Genomic DNA, 15,621 nt, shown 5'->3' on the forward strand with positions numbered 1-15,621 from the left:
GGGATCCATTCCTGAACCGTTCAGGCATGGATCCCGGGTCTCCGCTTCGCTCCGCCCGGGATGACCGCGCGTTTCCTAGCCTCCATGTCCGACCGGAAGTCATTCCTTGCTCACCCTCTTCATCCAGCAGGTGCTGAACGGGCTGCTCGACGGGGTCTATTACCTCCTGATCGCGCTCGGCCTGTCGCTGATCTTCTCGCTCGGCGGCATCGTCAACCTGGCGCATGGCGCCTTCTATGCGATCGGCGCCTATCTCACGATCGTGCTGGCCCCGCATATCGGCTTCGGCGGTGCCATGGTGGTCTCGCCGGTGCTGGTCGCTCTGATCGGCATCGTCGTCGAGCGCGGGCTGTTCCAGCGCTTCTACCGCTCGGACCCGATCCTCTCGCTGCTTTTGACCTTCGGGCTCGCCATGGTCGCCGAGCAGTCGCTGCGGATGATCTTCGGGGCGCCACCGCTGTCCTTCTCGATCCCGCCGGCGCTGCGCGGCCAGATCTTCATCGGCGACTTCATCTATTCGCGCTACCGGGCGATGCTGCTCCTGATCGCCGCGGCCTGCGTACTGGGCCTCTGGTTCCTGCTGCAGCGCACCGCCTTCGGCCGCGTCGTGCGCGCCGGCGTTCAGAATCCCGACATGGTCGGCGCGCTCGGCATTTCGCTGCAACCCTACATGGTCGCGGTCGCCGGCATCGGCATCGGGCTGGCGGGGCTGGCCGGCGTTCTGCTGGCGCCGATCTATTCGATCCATCCCGCCATGGGGCAGGAGATCATCACCCCCGCCTTCGTCGTCGTCGTCATCGGGGGCCTGGGCTCGTTCTGGGGCGTGGTGGTGGCTGCGCTGATGGTCGGGCTGGTGAAGGGCATCACCATCGGTCTCGGCTACACGCAATGGTCGACCGCCGTGATCTACCTGATGATGCTGCTCGTCCTGCTGTTCCGGCCCCGCGGCCTGTTCGGCGAACGCATCCAGCGTTTCGAGTGAGGACGCGATGACTCCCCTCCAGCGCGACCACGCGCCTCTCTTCATCGCCGCTGCCGGCCTCCTCGCTTTGCCCTTCCTGATGGACGTCATCGGGCTCGGCACGACGTCGGCGACCGAGATCGTCGTCTTCGCCATCGCCTGCATGGCACTGAACATCCTCGTCGGCACGACGGGACTGGTTTCCTTCGGCCATGGCGCCTGGTTCGGGCTTGCCGCCTATGCCGCCGGGCTGATCCAGCGCAACTGGCTGCCGGGGCAGTTCGCCCTGCCGATCCTCCTGGCTGTGCTGTTCGTCGGCCTGATCGCGTTTGCGTTCGGGGCGCTGATCCTGCGCCGCAAAGGGGTCTACTTCTCGCTGCTGACGCTGGCGCTGGCCGCCATGACCTACTCGGTCGCTTTCCGCTGGACGGCAGTGACCGGCGGCGAGGACGGGCTCGGCGGCATCAAGCGGCCGCTGTTCCTCGGCATCGATTTCGAGCAGGCCTCGCGCTTCTATGTCCTCGTCGCGTTGATCGGCATGGCGGTGGTCTATGGCCTCTGGCGCTTCCATCGCTCGCCCGTCGGCACCGTGCTGGTGGCGATCCGCGAGAACGAGCAGCGGGCGCGCTTCCTCGGCTATGCCACCGACCGCTACAAGCTGATCGCCTTCACGCTGTCGGCCGCGCTGACGGGGCTGGCCGGTTCGCTGCTGCTGTTCAACAACCGGATGACCTCGGCCGAGCCGATCTCGGTCGCCTTCTCCGGCGAATTGCTGGCGATGGTCGTCATCGGCGGCATGCGCTCCTTCCTCGGGCCGGCGCTGGGCGCGCTGTTCTTCGTGATCTTCCGCGACTACCTCTCCAGCATCACGCCGAACTGGCTGTTCTGGTTCGGCCTGCTCTTCGTCGGCTTCATCGTGTTCTCGCCGACCGGCATCGTCGGCTTCGGCGAGCGCCTGCTGCGGCCCTTCCGCAAATCAGTCGTGGGCGATGCCGCGATGTCGGAGCGCAAGGCCGGCACTGTGACGCTGCCGGCCTTCATGAAGCCGAGCGACCCGACCGACGGGCCGATCCTGACCGCGCGGGGGCTGGCCAAGAGCTTCGGCGGCATCAAGGCGGTCGAGGGCGTCGACATCACCATGGCCGACCGCCGGCTGCATGCGCTGATCGGCCCCAATGGCGCCGGCAAGACCACGGCCTTCAACCTGATCTCCGGTCTGTTCCCGCCTGATCGCGGCGAGGTGCGGCTGCGCGAGCGCTCGATCGGCGGGATGTCGCCCGAGGCGATCACGCAGGCCGGGATCGGGCGCGCCTTCCAGATCACCAACCTGTTCCCGACCTTGTCGGTCGAGGAGAATGTCAGGCTCGCCGTGCAGGCCCGCGCCAGCGCACGCTTCGGCTTCTGGCGGCCGGCCGGGGCGCTCGACGAAGTCAACGCCCAGACGACCACCGTGATCGACACGATGGGCCTGCGCGGCATCGAGACGGCGGAGGCGGGATCGCTGAGCTATGGCGGGCAGCGGCTGCTCGACATGAGCCTGGCACTTGCGACCAAGCCGCGCGTGCTGCTGCTCGACGAGCCGCTGGCGGGCCTGGCGGCGGCCGAGCGCGAGCGCGTCGGCAATCTGATCAAGTCGATCTCGACCGACCTGCCGGTGCTGCTGGTCGAGCATGACATCGACCGTGTCTTCGCCATTGCCGACCATGTGACGGTGATGAACGAGGGCTCGGTGCTGGTCGACGGCACGGTCGAGGATGCGCGCTCATCGCCGCGCGTGCAGGAGATCTATATCGGCTCGGGCGCCCATGCACTCGCCGAGAAACCGCGCCAGAGCGCGGCGCGATCGGGCGTTCTGCTCGGCCTCGACAAGGTCGATACCTTCTATGGCAAGAGCCACATCCTGCGGCAGGTCTCGCTGGACGTGCATGAAAACGAGATCGTCGCGCTGCTCGGCCGCAACGGCGCCGGCAAGTCGACCCTGCTGAAGACCATCACCGGCATCGCCCCGCCGGCGACAGGCACGATCACGCTGGCGGGCCAGAACATCGCCGGCCAGCCACCGGCCTCGATCGCGCGCGCCGGCATCGCCTATGTGCCGCAGGGCCGCGGGCTGTTCGCTGGCATGAGCGTCAAGGACAATATGGAGCTCGGCCGGCTCAAGCGCGTCACCGGCAACGGCACGCATTGGGACGACGACAAGATCTTCGCCTTCTTCCCGCGCATCAAGCAGCGCTGGCACTCGCCGGCGGACTATCTGTCTGGCGGCGAGCAGCAGATGGTGGCGGTGGCGCGCGCGCTCTCGGGCGACACCCGCGTGCTCCTGCTCGACGAGCCCTTCGAGGGGCTGGCGCCGGCCGTCGTCGAGGAACTGTTCGAGGCCTTCGACAAGCTCCGCCAGGAGATCGGCATCGTCATCGTCGACCACCATCTCGACCTCGCGCTGGCGTTGTCGGACCGCACCGTCGTGCTGGAGCGCGGCACGGTGGTTCACACCGGCCCCTCGCGGGCGCTGAGCCAGGATCTCGCGCTCCGGCGGCAGGTGTTGTGGCTGTGAGCCAAACCGTTCTCTTTCTCAGCCCTCATCCTGAGGAGCCGCGCAGCGGCGTCTCGAAGGATGGTCCAGGAGATTCCGGAAGCATCTGGAGCATCCTTCGAGACGCGATCCTGCGGATCGCTCCTCAGGATGAGGGCCGAAACATGACTTGCCCGAAGGACTACCTCCCATGACCAGCATCGCCATCGTCGGTTCGGGCCTGATCGGCCGCGCCTGGGCCACCGTCTTCGCCAGCCATGGCTGTTCCGTCGCGCTGCATGACGTCGCGCCCGGCGCGGCGGAGGCGGCGCGGGCCCATATCGGCACCAATCTCGAGGAACTCGCGGGCCATGGGCTGGTCGCCGACCCGGCGGGCTCGCTGTCCCGCATCCGCGTCGCCGGCGACCTCGCCGACGTGCTGACCGGCGCCGACCTCGTGCAGGAGAACGGGCCGGAAACCGTCGCGGCCAAGCAGCAGCTCTTCGCCGAGATGGATGCGCTCTGTCCGCCATCCACCATCCTGGCCTCCTCGACCTCCTTCATCATGGCCTCGGTGTTCAGCGAGACCCTGGCGGGCCGGTCGCGCTGCCTCGTCGCACACCCGGTCAACCCGCCTCATCTCGTGCCGATCGTCGAGCTGGCGCCGGCGCCCTGGACCGACCCGGCGGTGGTCGAGCGGGCCAAGGCGATCTACGAGCAGGCCGGCCAGGTGCCGATCGTGCTGCGCAAGGAAAAGCCCGGCTTCGTTCTGAACCGGCTGCAGGCCGTGCTGCTGGCGGAGGCCTTCCGCATCGTCGGCGAGGGCGTCGCGAGCGCCGAGGATGTCGACAAGACGATCCGCGATGGCCTGGGCCTGCGCTGGTCCTTCATGGGGCCGTTCGAGACGATCGAGCTCAACGCGCCCGGCGGCATCCCCGACTACTGCGCGCGCTATTCCGCCTCGCTCGACCGCATGGTGAAGTCGTCCGAGGGGCTCGGCAATCCGTTCGACACGGCGACGGTCGAGACCGTGATGAGCGAATGGCGCGGCGCGCAGTCGCCCGACCGCGTCAAGCGTCTGAGCGACTGGCGCGACACGCGGCTGGCGGCACTGCAGGCGCACAAGCGCGCCTCGAAAAGCAAGCCGGAATGAAGAGCCTTAGCCGTCATTGCGAGCGCAGCGAAGCAATCCAGGGGCGGCCGCGCTCGATGTCCTCCTGGATTGCTTCGCTCCGCTCGCAATGACGATGAGCCGACAGACGATACGAACAGCCGAAAGGACACCTCTGCCATGGCGAAGAACCGCAAAGTCATCATCACCTGCGCGGTCACCGGCGCGATCCATACGCCGTCGATGTCGCCGCATCTTCCAGTGACGGCGGAAGAGATCATCGACGCGGCGGTGGGGGCGGCGGAGGCCGGGGCGGCGCTGGTGCATGTCCATGCGCGCAACCCCGTCACCGGCCAGCCCGACCAGTCGCCCGAGGCCTTCGAGCCCTTCCTGAAGGTGATCAAGCAGCGCTCGAACTGCGTCATCAACATCACCACCGGCGGCGCGCCGACGATGGGCGTCGAGGAGCGGCTGGGCCCCTGCGCGCATTTCAAGCCGGAGGTCGCCTCGCTCAACATGGGCTCGATGAATTTCGGGCTCTATCCGATGCTGGCGCGGTTCAAGGACTTCCAGCACGACTGGGAGAGGCCCTATCTCGAAGGCTCGAAGGACCGGATCTTCAAGAACACCTTCCAGGACATCGAAAACATCCTGACCACCTGCGCGGAGAACAACACGCGCTTCGAGATCGAGTGCTACGACATCGGCCATCTCTACACGCTGGCGCATTTTGTCGATCGCGGACTGGTGAAGCCGCCCTTCTTCGTGCAGTCGGTCTTCGGCATCCTTGGCGGCATCGGGCCGCACCCGGAAGACGTCATCCACATGAAGCGCACGGCCGACCGGCTCTTCGGCGATCAGTACCAGTGGTCGGTGCTGGGCGCGGGACGTCATCAGCTCCCGATCGCCGCCATGGCGGTCTCGATGGGCGGCAATCTGCGGGTGGGCCTGGAGGATTCGCTCTGGCTCGGCCCGGGTCAGTTCGCCAAGTCGAACGCCGACCAGGTCCGGGCGGCGCGGATGATCATCGAGGGACTCGGCCTCGAAGTCGCCACCCCCGACGACGCCCGCGCAGTGCTTCAGCTCAAAGGCGCCGACAAGGTCAATTTCTAGACGCGGCGGCAGACCCTTGCTGCTTCGTCCTGGAGAGCGTGTCGCCAGGGTCTGGGTTACTTCCCCCAGCGCAGGGCGAGCGGATCGAGTTCGCGGGCGAGCTCGATCAGCCCCTCGCGGGTCTTGGGATGCAGCGGCGTCAGCGGATGGCGCACGGCCTCCGACTTGATCACGCCGCCCTCCTTCATCACCGCCTTGGCCGAGCGCAGGCCGCATTGGCGGTTCTCGAAGTTGATGATCGGCAGGACCTTCGCATAGAGGGCCGCCGCCTGCTTGCGGTCACCCGCCGCATGGGCGGCGAGGATCGGCTTGATCAGATCGGGGATCATGGCTGATGTCATCGTGCCGGTCGCGCCGGCGTCGAGATCGGCCATCAGGGTGATCGCCTCCTCGCCGTCGAAGGGGCCCACCACCGCATCGCCGCCGGCCTCGATCAGCGCGCGCAGCTTGTTGGCCGTGCCGGGCACCTCGATCTTGAAATAGCGGACGAGCGGCACCTCCTTCGCCAGCCTGATCATGAAGGGCACGGTCAGCGTGACGCCCGAGAGCGGCGCATCCTGCAGGATGACGGGCAAGCCGCAGGCCTCAGTGACCTGCTTGAAATGCTCGATCATGCCCTGCTCGTCGGCCTTCAGGAGCGCGCCGTGATAGGGCGGCATCATCATCAGCATCTTGGCGCCGGCATCGGCGGCGGCCTTGGCGCGCTGGGCGGCGATGCGGGTCGAGAAATGCGAGGTGGTGACGATCACCGGCACGCGCCCGGCGACCTGCTCCAGCGAGAGATGCATCACCTGCTCGCGCTCGGCATCGGTGAGCAGGAACTGCTCGGAGAAGTTCGCGAGGATGCAGATGCCGTCGACGCCCTGGTCGACCATCAGATCCATCACGCGGCGGTTGCCGTCGAGATCGAGGTCGCCATTGTCGTGGAAGATGGTCGGAGCGATCGGCAGGATGCCCTTGTAGGGTTCGGTCATGGTGGGTCTCATCGTTGCGGGAAGAGCGGGATGGATTCGGCCGCGCGGCATCGAGGCGGCGGCATGATCAGTCGGACAGGCCGATGACGAAGCCAATCGCGGCGGCGATCCGTGTCGTCTCGTCGGAGCTCAGGCGCCCGATCGGGTCCCCGATCCGGCTGCGCATCAGCGTGACGGGCTTGTCGGCCATGACCTGCGAGCGCTCGCGCAATCCGTTTGTTGGCGTCGGTTCTATCGTGATGCGGAAATCCGGAGCATCGATCAGCAAGGACGTCATCTGGCAAAGGACCACGGAAGCGTGCGCATCGGGCATGGCCCGGCTCTGCATCACGACCGCCGGTCGCGGCTTGCCATAGTCGCCGGCGGCCGAGACGATCACGACGTCGCCGCGGCGAAGGCTCATTCGGGTTCGTCAGGATTGTCGAATTCGGAGACCGACTCGATCCAGCGCAGCGCTGCCAGCTCGTCATCGGGATCGAGGCGGGCGACCTGTTCGGCAATCCGGGCGCGAACCGCGGGCGAGCGCGCGTCAGGCAACAGCAAGCGCACCTCGCGCAAGCCCTGCTCACGCCGACGTTGCCGCATCTCGCGCATCCGTTCTGCGACCGCGGACATGAGACGGCCTCCCGTTTCGAGCGGAGATCGTAACGCGTTACGCCAGGACCCGCAATCGGTAGCGGCATGGGCGGCTCAGCCCTTGGCCGCGACCGTCACGGTCCGGCCGCGCAACGTGCGGACGGCCGAGCCGATCAGCGGCAGCAGCAGCAGGGCGAGCCCGATGCCCATCAGCGTCGAGACCAGCGGGTTCGACCAGAAGATCGAGAGCGAGCCCTGGCTGAAGATCATCGACTGGCGGAAGGCATCCTCGGCCTTGTCGCCGATGACCATGGCCAGGATCAGCGGCGCGATCGGATAGTCGAGTTTCTTGAAGATATAGCCGACAATGCCGAAGGCGAGCGCGACCCAGATGTCGAACTCCTTGCTGGCGACCGTGTAGGCGCCGATGAAGCAGATCATCACGATCAGCGGCGCGACGATCGAGAAGGGGATGCGCAGGATCGAGGCGAAGAGCGGGACCGTGGCGAGCACCACGACCACGGCGACGACATTGCCGAGGTACATTGAGGCGATCAGCCCCCAGACGAAGTCCGGGCGCTCGATGAAGAGCATCGGGCCGGGGTTGAGCCCCCAGATCATCAGGCCGCCCATCATCACGGCGGCGGTGGCCGAGCCGGGGATGCCCAGCGCGAGCATCGGCAGCATCGCGGCGGAGCCGGCGGCATGGTCGGCCGTCTCGGGCGCGATCACGCCCTCGGGCTCGCCCTTGCCGAACTTCTCCGGGTTGCGCGACGAGCGCTTCGCCATGGCGTAGCTCATGAAGGAGGCCGCCGTCGGACCGCCCGGCGTGATGCCCATCCAGATCCCGATGGCGCTCGAGCGCAACAGGGCGACCCAGTAGCGCGGCAGCTTCGCCGCGGTCCGCAGGACATCGCGGACGCGAACCTTTGCGGCGACGCCCTCGAAGCGCAGCCCCTCCTCCATCGTCAGCAGCAACTCGCCGATACCGAACAGGCCGATCACCGCGATCAGGAACGAAATGCCGCCGAGCAGGATGTCGAACTCATAGGTCAGTCGGATGTTGCCGGAGACCGAGTCCATGCCGACCGAGGCGAGCGCGAAACCGACGCCCATGGCGACGACCGCCTTGAAGGGCGAGGCGCCTCCGAGCCCGATGAAGCTCGCGAAGGTCATGAAATAGACGGCGAAATACTCCGGCGAGGAGAAGCGCAGCGCGAATTTCGCGACCCAGCCGGAGAGCAGCGTGATCAGGATGACGCCGGCCAGCGCCCCGATGCCAGCCGAGAGGAAGGCGAAGGAGAGGGCTTCCGTCGCGCGGCCCTGCTTGGCCATGGGGTGGCCGTCGAAGGTCGTCGCCACCGAGGAGGGCTCGCCGGGAATGTTGAACAGGATCGATGTGGTCGAGCCGCCAAACAGCGCGCCCCAGTAGAGCGAGGTCAGCAGGATGATCGCCGAGACCGGGTCCATGGTAAAGGTCAGCGGCAGCATCAGCGAGACGCCGTTGGGCGCGCCGAGGCCCGGCAGCACGCCGACGAGGATGCCCAGCAGCACGCCCGCCATCATCAGCATGATATGGTGGGTGGTGAGCACGACCGAAAAGCCGTGCATCAGCGAGGCGATGTTGTCCATGGCGGCGTCCTCGTTGGCGAACGGCGGGCTCTAAAGCCCGATCAGGCGCTCGACCGGGCCCTTCAGCAGCCCGATCTGGAAGAAGCGCTCGAACACGAGATAGAAGACGAGCGCCGCGCCCAGCGCGCTGGCGACCGACACAAGCCAGCCATAGCCGCCCTGGAAGCGCATCGCGTAGAAGAGATAGGCGATGGTGGCGACATACATGCCGGCGAACGCCGTGATCAGCACGAAGCCGACGAGCGGCGCGAAGAAGGCGATCACGCGGCCGGCCCGCTCGCGATCTAGGAAGATCTCCCCGACGATGGGCGCCCCGCGCCGGCGCTGGGCGAAGGTGACCACCAACGTCCCGACACTGGCGAGCGCCACGAGGGCGCCGGTGTAGAAGGGAAAGGCACCGGGCTGCGGACCCGACGAGTCCCAGCCGATCCCGAATTCGAGCGCGCCCCAGACGACGACCAGCCCGAAGGCGAGCGTGACGAGCGCGGTCGCGGTTTCCGCCCAGAAGCGCGTGATCATGGAGCGTTTCCTCCCGGCCGGAGCGGCCGCTCGAAACTGGCAGGGAGTGTTCGAAGACAAGCCGGACGGCCGGGAGGCCGTCCGGAGAGGCATCGGCCGGGCTGCGTCAGTTGACGACCCAGCCCTCGGCCTGGAAGACCTTCTTGTTGGCCGCATCGTCCCTGGCGACGAAATCGGCAAGCTCCTTGCCCTTCATGAACCGGGCGGTCTGGGCCGTGCGGGTAACGAACTCCTGCCACTCCGGCGTCTTGGAGACCTTCTCCAGCACGCCTTCGTAGAAGGCGACCGCATCGGCGGGCACCTCGGCCGGCAGCCAGACGGTGCGGGGCATCTGGAAGGTCTCGATCGGCAGGCCGGCTTCCTTGCAGGTGGGAATATCGCCCCAGCCCTTGCCCTCGAAGACGGGCTCGCCCTTGGCGAGGCGCACCGGCGAGAAGACGCAGAGCGGCTTCACCTGGCCGGCCTTCCACTGGCCGATGTTCTCGTTGGGATTGTTGACGTTGGAGTCGATGTGGCCGCCGGCGAGCTGCACGGCCGCGGCGCTGCCGCCCTGGAACGGGACGTAGATCATCTTGGCGCCAGTGGCCTCCTGGATCATCATCGTCAGCGTCTGGTCGGTGTCCTTGGACTGGCTGCCGCCCATCTTGAAGCCCATCGGCTTGGCCTTGATCGCCTCGATGTAGCTCTTGGCATCGGCATAGGGCGCATCGCCCTTGACCCAAAGCAGGAACTCGTCGAGCGCCAGCGCCGCGACCGGGGTCAGGTCGGAGACCTTGTAGCCGAGCTTGGCGACATAGGGCAGCAGATAGGCGTTGTTGGTGCCGAAGACGACGCGGTGGGCGTCGCCCTTGCCGGCCTTGCCGTGGATATAGCCCTCGGCGCCCGAGCCGCCGCCCTTGTTCACCACCACGATCGGCTGGTCGATCAGCTTGTGCTTGCTGATGATCGACTGGATCATGCGGGCGAAATTGTCGGTGCCGCCGCCGGCGCCCGAGGTGACGACGAATTCGACCGGCTTGGTCGGCTGCCATGCATGGGCGGCAGTGGCTCCGCTGATCGCGATGGCGCCGGCGAGTGCGGCTGTGATGCTGAAGCTCTTCATGCGTTGTCTCCCTGGATGATCGGTTTTCGCGGCCGCTCTTGGATGGCGGCTTTTGAAAGGATGGCCGGCTCAGGCGGCGGCCTTGGCCCTCGCCTTGCCGTCCTGCGCCATCTTGATGGCGAGCGCGAGCGCGGCCCGCGTCGCGCCGAGATTGGCGATGCCCTTGCCGGCGATCTCGTAGGCGGTGCCATGGGCGGGGGTGCAGATCGGGAAGGGGAAGCCACCGATCAAGGTGACGCCGCTGTCGAAGCCGATCAGCTTCATCGCGATCTGGCCCTGGTCGTGATACATTGTGAGAACGGCGTCGAAATCGCCGTTGCGGGCGCGCAGGAACACGGTGTCGGAGGGAAACGGCCCCTCGACGGTGAAGCCCTTCGCCTTTGCGGCCTTCACCGCGGGCTCGATGGTGTCGATCTCGTCGCGGCCGAAATTGCCGCCGTCGCCCGCATGGGGGTTGATGCCCGCGACCGCGATGCGCGGCGGCTCGAAGCCGGCGAGGCGCAGATTGGCGTCGGCCAGCGTCAACGCCTTGAGGATGCGCTCCTGCGTGACATTGGCGGCAACCTCCGAGAGCGGAATATGCGAGGTCACCCGCGCATTCCAGAGCTTGCCGAGGATGTTGAACTCGCTGGCAGGGCCTTCGAAGCCGATGGCGTCGCGCACAAAGCGGATTTCGTCGTCATAGCCGGGATAGGCAAAACGCATCGCCGCCTTGTTGAAGGGCGTGAAGAAGACCGCATCGGCCTGGCCGGCGGCTGCGAACTGGAGCGCGCGGCGGAAGTTCTCGGTCGCGGCCTTGCCGCCCGCGAGCGTCGCCTTGCCACGCTGCAAATCGGCTGGATCGTGATTGCCGAGATCGACGAAGACGGGCCGGTCGCCAAGCGGAAGGGGCTCGCCGTCCCGCACGAGCCGCACCTGCGGATCCACCGAGCCGTCTTCGATGCCGAGCGCGAGCAGCCGCGCATCGCCGAAAACGACATAGCGCGCGGCAGCGCGCAGATCGGGCTCGGCCAGGATGCGGGCGGTCAGTTCCGGGCTGATGCCCGAAGGGTCGCCCATCGCCACGGCGATCACCGGCAGTCCGCCCTCCATCCGCTCGCTCATGCCCTGCTCCATTTCCTGCCTTGTCGCTGCGAGGCCATCTGGCTAACACAGGACTTTCTTGCCGGCAAGTATGCTGCATGCAGCATATTCAACTCCCCCGGCAGGCAAGGTGATTGGGCACTTTCGGACAGCGCGGGCTGCGTCCGGCGTTTGACAGCGCGCGGTGCGCATGTCGTAACCGGCGCAGACAGGACAGGTACACAAGCGATGAGCGAGCCTGCGATCGACTATCCCCGGATCACGCGGCGGACCCTCCATGACGAGGTGCTGGAGCGGGTTCGCGACATGATCATCGAGGGGCGGCTCGAACCGGGGCAGCGCATCAACGAAGGTCTGGTCGGGGCGCAGCTCGGCGTCTCGCGCACGCCGCTGCGGGAGGCGATCAAGACGCTGGCCAGCGAAGGTCTCGTCGAGATCCTCCCGGCCAAGGGCGCGATCGTCAGGCGCTTCTCGGCCCGTGATCTCGCCGATGTGCTGGAGGTCCTGAAAGCGCTGGAGCAGCTCGGCGGCCGCATCGCCTGTGAAACCGCCAGCGATGCGACGATCGAGGGGATCCATGCGCTGCATCGCGAGATGATGGCGCTCTATCAGACCCGCAACCGCCTCGAATATTTCAAGCTGAACCAGGCGATCCACAGCGCGATCGTCGCGGCCTCCGGCAATGCCGCTCTGATCGAAATGCACGGGACGCTGCAATCGCGAATCAAGCGGCTGCGATTCGTCGGCAATGAAGGCCCGGTCAAATGGGCCGGCGCGGTCGCCGAGCATGAGGAGATGATGTCCGCCCTGCTCAAGCGCGATGCCGCGGAGCTGAGCCGCATCATCGGCCAGCACATGGACTCCACCCTGCTGCGGGTCCGCGAGGTCCTCTAGCGGCAACAGACAGCGGCGGCCCCTGCGGGGCCGCCCGTGTTTATGGCGGCAGGACGGCGGGATCAGCCCTGCCGGCCCGTCGGCCGGTGCGCGAGCGCCGTCATGACGCCCCTCAGTTCGGCCAGGCCACGCAGGCGGCCGATCGCCGGATAGCCGGGGAAGCTGCCACGGCCGATGTCGTCGAGGATCTCGTGGCCATGGTCAGGCCGCATCGGGATCTCCCAGTCGTCGCGCCCTTCGGCGCGGCGCCTCGCCTCCTCGTCGAGCAGCACCGCGATCAGCGCGACCATGTCGGTGTCGCCGCCGAGATGCTCCGCTTCCATGAAGGAGCCATCGGGGTCCTTGGCGACGTTGCGCAGATGCGCGAACCAGATCCGGTCGGCGAAACGGCGCGCGATGGCCGGAACGTCGTTGTCGGGATGGGCGCCGAGCGAGCCCGAGCAGAGCGTCAGCCCGTTCGCCGGCAGATCGACCATGGCGAGGACGGCTTCGATGTCGCTTTCCGTCGAGACGATGCGCGGCAGGCCGAAGAGCGGGCGCGGCGGGTCGTCGGGATGCACGCACATGCGGATGCCGAGCTCCTGCGCGGCGGGGATGACCGCGCGCAGGAAGCGGGCGAAGTTCGCCCGCAGCGCCTGCGCGTCGATGCCGGCATAGCGCGCGAGCATGCCGCGCAAGGCCGGCACGTCGTAGCGGTCATAGGCGCCCGGCAGGCCGGCCATGATGTTGGCGAGCAGGCGGTCGCGGTCGGCTTGGGACGACGCCTCGAACCAGGCCTTCGCCCTGGCGCGCAGCTCCGGGGACTGGCCCTCTTCCGCGCCGGGCCGCTCGAGGATCAGCCAGTCGAAGGCGAGGTATTCATGGGCGTTGAAGCGCAGCGCGCGCGCGCCGGCCGGAAGCGGATGGTCGAGCTCGGTCCGCGTCCAGTCCAGCACCGGCATGAAGTTGTAGCAGATCGTCTTCAGGCCGCAGGCGGCGAGGTTCGCCAGCGACTGGCGGTAATTGGCGAAGATCGGCTCGAGATCGCCCTCCCCGAGCTTGACGCGCTCGTGGATGGGCAGGCTCTCGACCACCGACCAGTCGAGCCCGAAGCCCGGCGCCGCGATCTCGGCCTTGCGCTTCTCGATCTCGGCGACGCTCCAGACTTCGCCATAGGGGATGTGGTGGAGGGCGGTGACGATGCCGCTCGCGCCGGCCTGGCGGGCGGCGGCGAGTGTGACGGCGTCGTCGGGGCCGAACCAGCGCCAGGTCTGTTTCATCGGATCAATCTCGGATCACATCAGGAGGTTGGGGAGGAACAGCACGACGCCGGGGAACAGCGCCAGGAAGCCGACCACGACGAGGATCGCGGCGATAAAGGGCAGCGATTCGACGAGATACTCTTCGATCGAACAATCGAGGATCGAGCAGACCGTGTACATCGCCACGCCGACGGGCGGCGTCATCGAGCCGAGCGTCACGATCGACATCATCAGGATGCCGAAATGCACGGGGTCGACGCCGAGCTTGGTGATGATCGGCACGAAGATCGGCGTCAGCAGCAGGACGAGCACGGTGCTCTCGACGAAGAAGCCGGCGACCAGCAAGAAGAACAGCACCAGCAGCACGATCGCCAGCGGGTTCTGGGACAGGCCCAGCATCCATTCGGCGACCTCCTGCGGCGCCTGCTCGAAGATCAGCGCGTAGCCGACCATGCCCGAGAGCAGGATGATCAGCATGATCACGCCGACATCGAGAACCCCCTCGCCCAGCGCCTCCATGAAGCTCTCGAAGGTCAACTCCTTGTGCAGGAAGATGCCCACGACCACGGCGTAGACGACGGCGAAGGCGCCGATCTCGGAGGGGGTGAAGATGCCCGCCCGGATGCCGAACAGCAGCGCGACGGGGAAGAGCAGTGCCCATTTGGCGTCGACGACGGCGCGCCAGACGGCCTGCCGGGTGGGCAGTTCCTTCGTCGCGGAATGGTAGCCGCGCTTGCGCGCCACCAGCCAGACCACCGTCATCAGCGCCGCCATCATCAGCAGGCCGGGAATGACGCCCGCCAGGAAGAGGCGGCCGATCGAGACGTTGCCGACGAAGCCGTAGAGGATCAGGCCCAGGCTCGGCGGGATCGTCGCCGTGATCAGGGACCCGACCGCGATGGCCGCGCAGGTGAAGCCCTTCGAATAGCCCTTGCGGATCATGTCCGGGCCGAGGATGCGCGCTTCCATCGCCGCATCCGCCACGGCCGAGCCGGAGACGCCACCCATCAGCGTCGAGAGCAGGATGCAGACCTGGGCGAGACCGCCCGCCATCCAGGACACCAGCACGTTGGAGCAAGCGATCAGCCGGTGCGTGATGCCGGTCTTGTTCATCATGTGCCCGGCCAGCACGAAGAACGGTACGGCGAGCAGCGGGAAGCTCTGCGAGGCGGTAGCGATCTGCTGGACGCCGATGCCGAGCGGAATCGAGCCGGAGAACACGAAGAAGGAGAAGCCGGACATACCGATGGCCAGCGCCACCGGCATGCCCAGGAACATCAGCAGGAAGAAGAGACCCCAGAGCATCAACATTGGTTACGCCTCACCCGAGATGGCTGTTGGAGCTGCCAGGGCTCCGGTCGGTGGCGAAGACCAGCGAACGCGTCCGCAATGCATGGACGAGATTGATCGCGATGGTGACCGCCAGCAGTGCCGCCCCCACGGGCACGGCCGCCGTGACCCAGGCATAGGAAATGCCGCTGTCGCCATAGACGCGCTGCCAGTTCAGGAGGGTCAGGCGGTAGCCGGAGACGGCCAGCGCGACGAGGAAGGCGAGCGCCAGCAAGGCGAGACCGATCTCGATGAACCAGCGCGGCGTCCGCGGGAGCTTCCGCACGAACAGATCGACGCCGATATGCGCCTTGAGCCGCATCGCCCGGTTGGCCCCGAGGAAGCAGACCCAGATGAACAGCAGCTGCGCCATATCGATCGACCAGATCAGCGGGTAGCCGAAACTGCGGCCGAGCGCGGCGAGGAAGACGAGGACCACGATCGCCGCCAGCAGCACCTTGGCTACCAGGAATTCGGCCGAGATCAGGAATTGCGACATGGCGGCTTCGTCCGTTCGATGCGCGCGGAAAGGCGGCGGCGCGCGGAGGCGCGCCGCCGGGTGGGAGCTGGCGAG

At 67.1% G+C, this 15,621-nt stretch carries 15 protein-coding genes; 5 read left to right on the plus strand and 10 right to left on the minus strand.

The genetic code is table 11. The features are described from left to right. The first annotated feature begins 106 nt into the window (after positions 1–106). From Q8S38_RS12500 to kce, 4 genes are all read left to right on the plus strand, one after another. Positions 107–982 (plus strand): branched-chain amino acid ABC transporter permease, encoded by an 876-nt coding sequence (locus tag Q8S38_RS12500; protein WP_305680747.1) that lies wholly within the window; start codon positions 107–109, stop codon positions 980–982. A gap of 7 nt (positions 983–989) precedes the next feature. Continuing rightward, positions 990–3,515, plus strand: coding sequence for a branched-chain amino acid ABC transporter ATP-binding protein/permease (locus tag Q8S38_RS12505; protein ID WP_305680748.1), 2,526 nt, complete (start codon positions 990–992; stop codon positions 3,513–3,515). Positions 3,516–3,684: 169 nt separating this feature from the next. Continuing rightward, positions 3,685–4,626, plus strand: a complete 942-nt coding sequence (locus Q8S38_RS12510; protein WP_305680749.1) for a 3-hydroxyacyl-CoA dehydrogenase — start codon at positions 3,685–3,687, stop codon at positions 4,624–4,626. Positions 4,627–4,764: 138 nt separating this feature from the next. After that, on the plus strand, positions 4,765–5,697 hold the full coding sequence (gene kce / locus Q8S38_RS12515; RefSeq protein WP_305680750.1) for a 3,5-dioxohexanoate:acetyl-CoA acetone transferase: 933 nt from the start codon (positions 4,765–4,767) through the stop codon (positions 5,695–5,697). Positions 5,698–5,753: 56 nt separating this feature from the next. Here kce and Q8S38_RS12520 read toward each other — a convergent pair whose 3' ends face one another. From Q8S38_RS12520 to Q8S38_RS12550, 7 genes are all read right to left on the minus strand, one after another. Continuing rightward, positions 5,754–6,671, minus strand: a complete 918-nt coding sequence (locus Q8S38_RS12520; RefSeq protein ID WP_305680751.1) for a dihydrodipicolinate synthase family protein — start codon at positions 6,669–6,671, stop codon at positions 5,754–5,756. A gap of 67 nt (positions 6,672–6,738) precedes the next feature. After that, positions 6,739–7,074 carry a type II toxin-antitoxin system PemK/MazF family toxin gene (locus tag Q8S38_RS12525; RefSeq protein WP_305680752.1) on the minus strand — a complete coding sequence of 112 codons (336 nt, stop codon included), beginning with the start codon at positions 7,072–7,074 and terminating at the stop codon, positions 6,739–6,741. Then, a complete protein-coding gene (locus Q8S38_RS12530) occupies positions 7,071–7,286 on the minus strand; it encodes an antitoxin MazE-like protein (RefSeq protein WP_305680753.1) in 216 nt (71 codons plus the stop codon). The genes Q8S38_RS12525 and Q8S38_RS12530 overlap by 4 nt, the downstream gene beginning before the upstream one ends. Before the next feature lie 75 nt (positions 7,287–7,361). Beyond that, positions 7,362–8,879, minus strand: coding sequence for a tripartite tricarboxylate transporter permease (locus Q8S38_RS12535; RefSeq protein ID WP_305680754.1), 1,518 nt, complete (start codon positions 8,877–8,879; stop codon positions 7,362–7,364). 30 nt (positions 8,880–8,909) lie between these two features. Continuing rightward, positions 8,910–9,398, minus strand: a complete 489-nt coding sequence (locus tag Q8S38_RS12540) for a tripartite tricarboxylate transporter TctB family protein (protein WP_305680755.1) — start codon at positions 9,396–9,398, stop codon at positions 8,910–8,912. Between the two features lie 106 nt (positions 9,399–9,504). Further along, complete coding sequence (locus Q8S38_RS12545) at positions 9,505–10,500, minus strand: Bug family tripartite tricarboxylate transporter substrate binding protein (RefSeq protein ID WP_305680756.1); 996 nt, start codon at positions 10,498–10,500, stop codon at positions 9,505–9,507. Between the two features lie 69 nt (positions 10,501–10,569). Then, the gene (locus Q8S38_RS12550; protein ID WP_305680757.1) at positions 10,570–11,604 is read right to left on the minus strand and encodes a 4-hydroxythreonine-4-phosphate dehydrogenase PdxA; all 1,035 of its coding nucleotides are present in this window, start codon (positions 11,602–11,604) and stop codon (positions 10,570–10,572) included. A gap of 207 nt (positions 11,605–11,811) precedes the next feature. Between Q8S38_RS12550 and Q8S38_RS12555 the strand changes: the two genes are divergently transcribed. Next, complete coding sequence (locus Q8S38_RS12555) at positions 11,812–12,477, plus strand: GntR family transcriptional regulator (protein WP_305680758.1); 666 nt, start codon at positions 11,812–11,814, stop codon at positions 12,475–12,477. A 62-nt stretch (positions 12,478–12,539) separates the two neighbouring features. Here the strand turns inward: Q8S38_RS12555 and uxuA are convergent, their stop codons facing one another. From uxuA to Q8S38_RS12570, 3 genes are read right to left on the minus strand one after another with little or no spacing between them, the layout of a single operon-like run. Continuing rightward, a complete protein-coding gene (uxuA, locus tag Q8S38_RS12560) occupies positions 12,540–13,736 on the minus strand; it encodes a mannonate dehydratase (protein ID WP_305680759.1) in 1,197 nt (398 codons plus the stop codon). 15 nt (positions 13,737–13,751) lie between these two features. Further along, positions 13,752–15,029, minus strand: coding sequence for a TRAP transporter large permease (locus Q8S38_RS12565; RefSeq protein WP_305680760.1), 1,278 nt, complete (start codon positions 15,027–15,029; stop codon positions 13,752–13,754). Positions 15,030–15,039: 10 nt separating this feature from the next. Beyond that, on the minus strand, positions 15,040–15,546 hold the full coding sequence (locus tag Q8S38_RS12570) for a TRAP transporter small permease (protein WP_305680761.1): 507 nt from the start codon (positions 15,544–15,546) through the stop codon (positions 15,040–15,042). Positions 15,547–15,621: the final 75 nt, after the last annotated feature.

The organism is Allobosea sp. (genome assembly GCF_030695125.1).
In the GTDB taxonomy this organism is placed as follows: Bacteria; Pseudomonadota; Alphaproteobacteria; order Rhizobiales; family Beijerinckiaceae; genus Allobosea.

Excerpts from the sequence above, each read along its gene's own strand:
- Q8S38_RS12540 (WP_305680755.1), bottom strand. The coding sequence starts at position 9,398 with ATGATCACGCGCTTCTGGGCGGAAACCGCGACCGCGCTCGTCACGCTC.
- uxuA (WP_305680759.1), bottom strand. The coding sequence starts at position 13,736 with ATGAAACAGACCTGGCGCTGGTTCGGCCCCGACGACGCCGTCACACTC.
- Q8S38_RS12550 (WP_305680757.1), bottom strand. The coding sequence starts at position 11,604 with ATGAGCGAGCGGATGGAGGGCGGACTGCCGGTGATCGCCGTGGCGATG.
- Q8S38_RS12555 (WP_305680758.1), top strand. The coding sequence starts at position 11,812 with ATGAGCGAGCCTGCGATCGACTATCCCCGGATCACGCGGCGGACCCTC.
- Q8S38_RS12545 (WP_305680756.1), bottom strand. The coding sequence starts at position 10,500 with ATGAAGAGCTTCAGCATCACAGCCGCACTCGCCGGCGCCATCGCGATC.
- Q8S38_RS12525 (WP_305680752.1), bottom strand. The coding sequence starts at position 7,074 with ATGAGCCTTCGCCGCGGCGACGTCGTGATCGTCTCGGCCGCCGGCGAC.
- Q8S38_RS12530 (WP_305680753.1), bottom strand. The coding sequence starts at position 7,286 with ATGTCCGCGGTCGCAGAACGGATGCGCGAGATGCGGCAACGTCGGCGT.
- Q8S38_RS12510 (WP_305680749.1), top strand. The coding sequence starts at position 3,685 with ATGACCAGCATCGCCATCGTCGGTTCGGGCCTGATCGGCCGCGCCTGG.
- kce (WP_305680750.1), top strand. The coding sequence starts at position 4,765 with ATGGCGAAGAACCGCAAAGTCATCATCACCTGCGCGGTCACCGGCGCG.
- Q8S38_RS12505 (WP_305680748.1), top strand. The coding sequence starts at position 990 with ATGACTCCCCTCCAGCGCGACCACGCGCCTCTCTTCATCGCCGCTGCC.
- Q8S38_RS12570 (WP_305680761.1), bottom strand. The coding sequence starts at position 15,546 with ATGTCGCAATTCCTGATCTCGGCCGAATTCCTGGTAGCCAAGGTGCTG.
- Q8S38_RS12535 (WP_305680754.1), bottom strand. The coding sequence starts at position 8,879 with ATGGACAACATCGCCTCGCTGATGCACGGCTTTTCGGTCGTGCTCACC.
- Q8S38_RS12565 (WP_305680760.1), bottom strand. The coding sequence starts at position 15,029 with ATGTTGATGCTCTGGGGTCTCTTCTTCCTGCTGATGTTCCTGGGCATG.
- Q8S38_RS12520 (WP_305680751.1), bottom strand. The coding sequence starts at position 6,671 with ATGACCGAACCCTACAAGGGCATCCTGCCGATCGCTCCGACCATCTTC.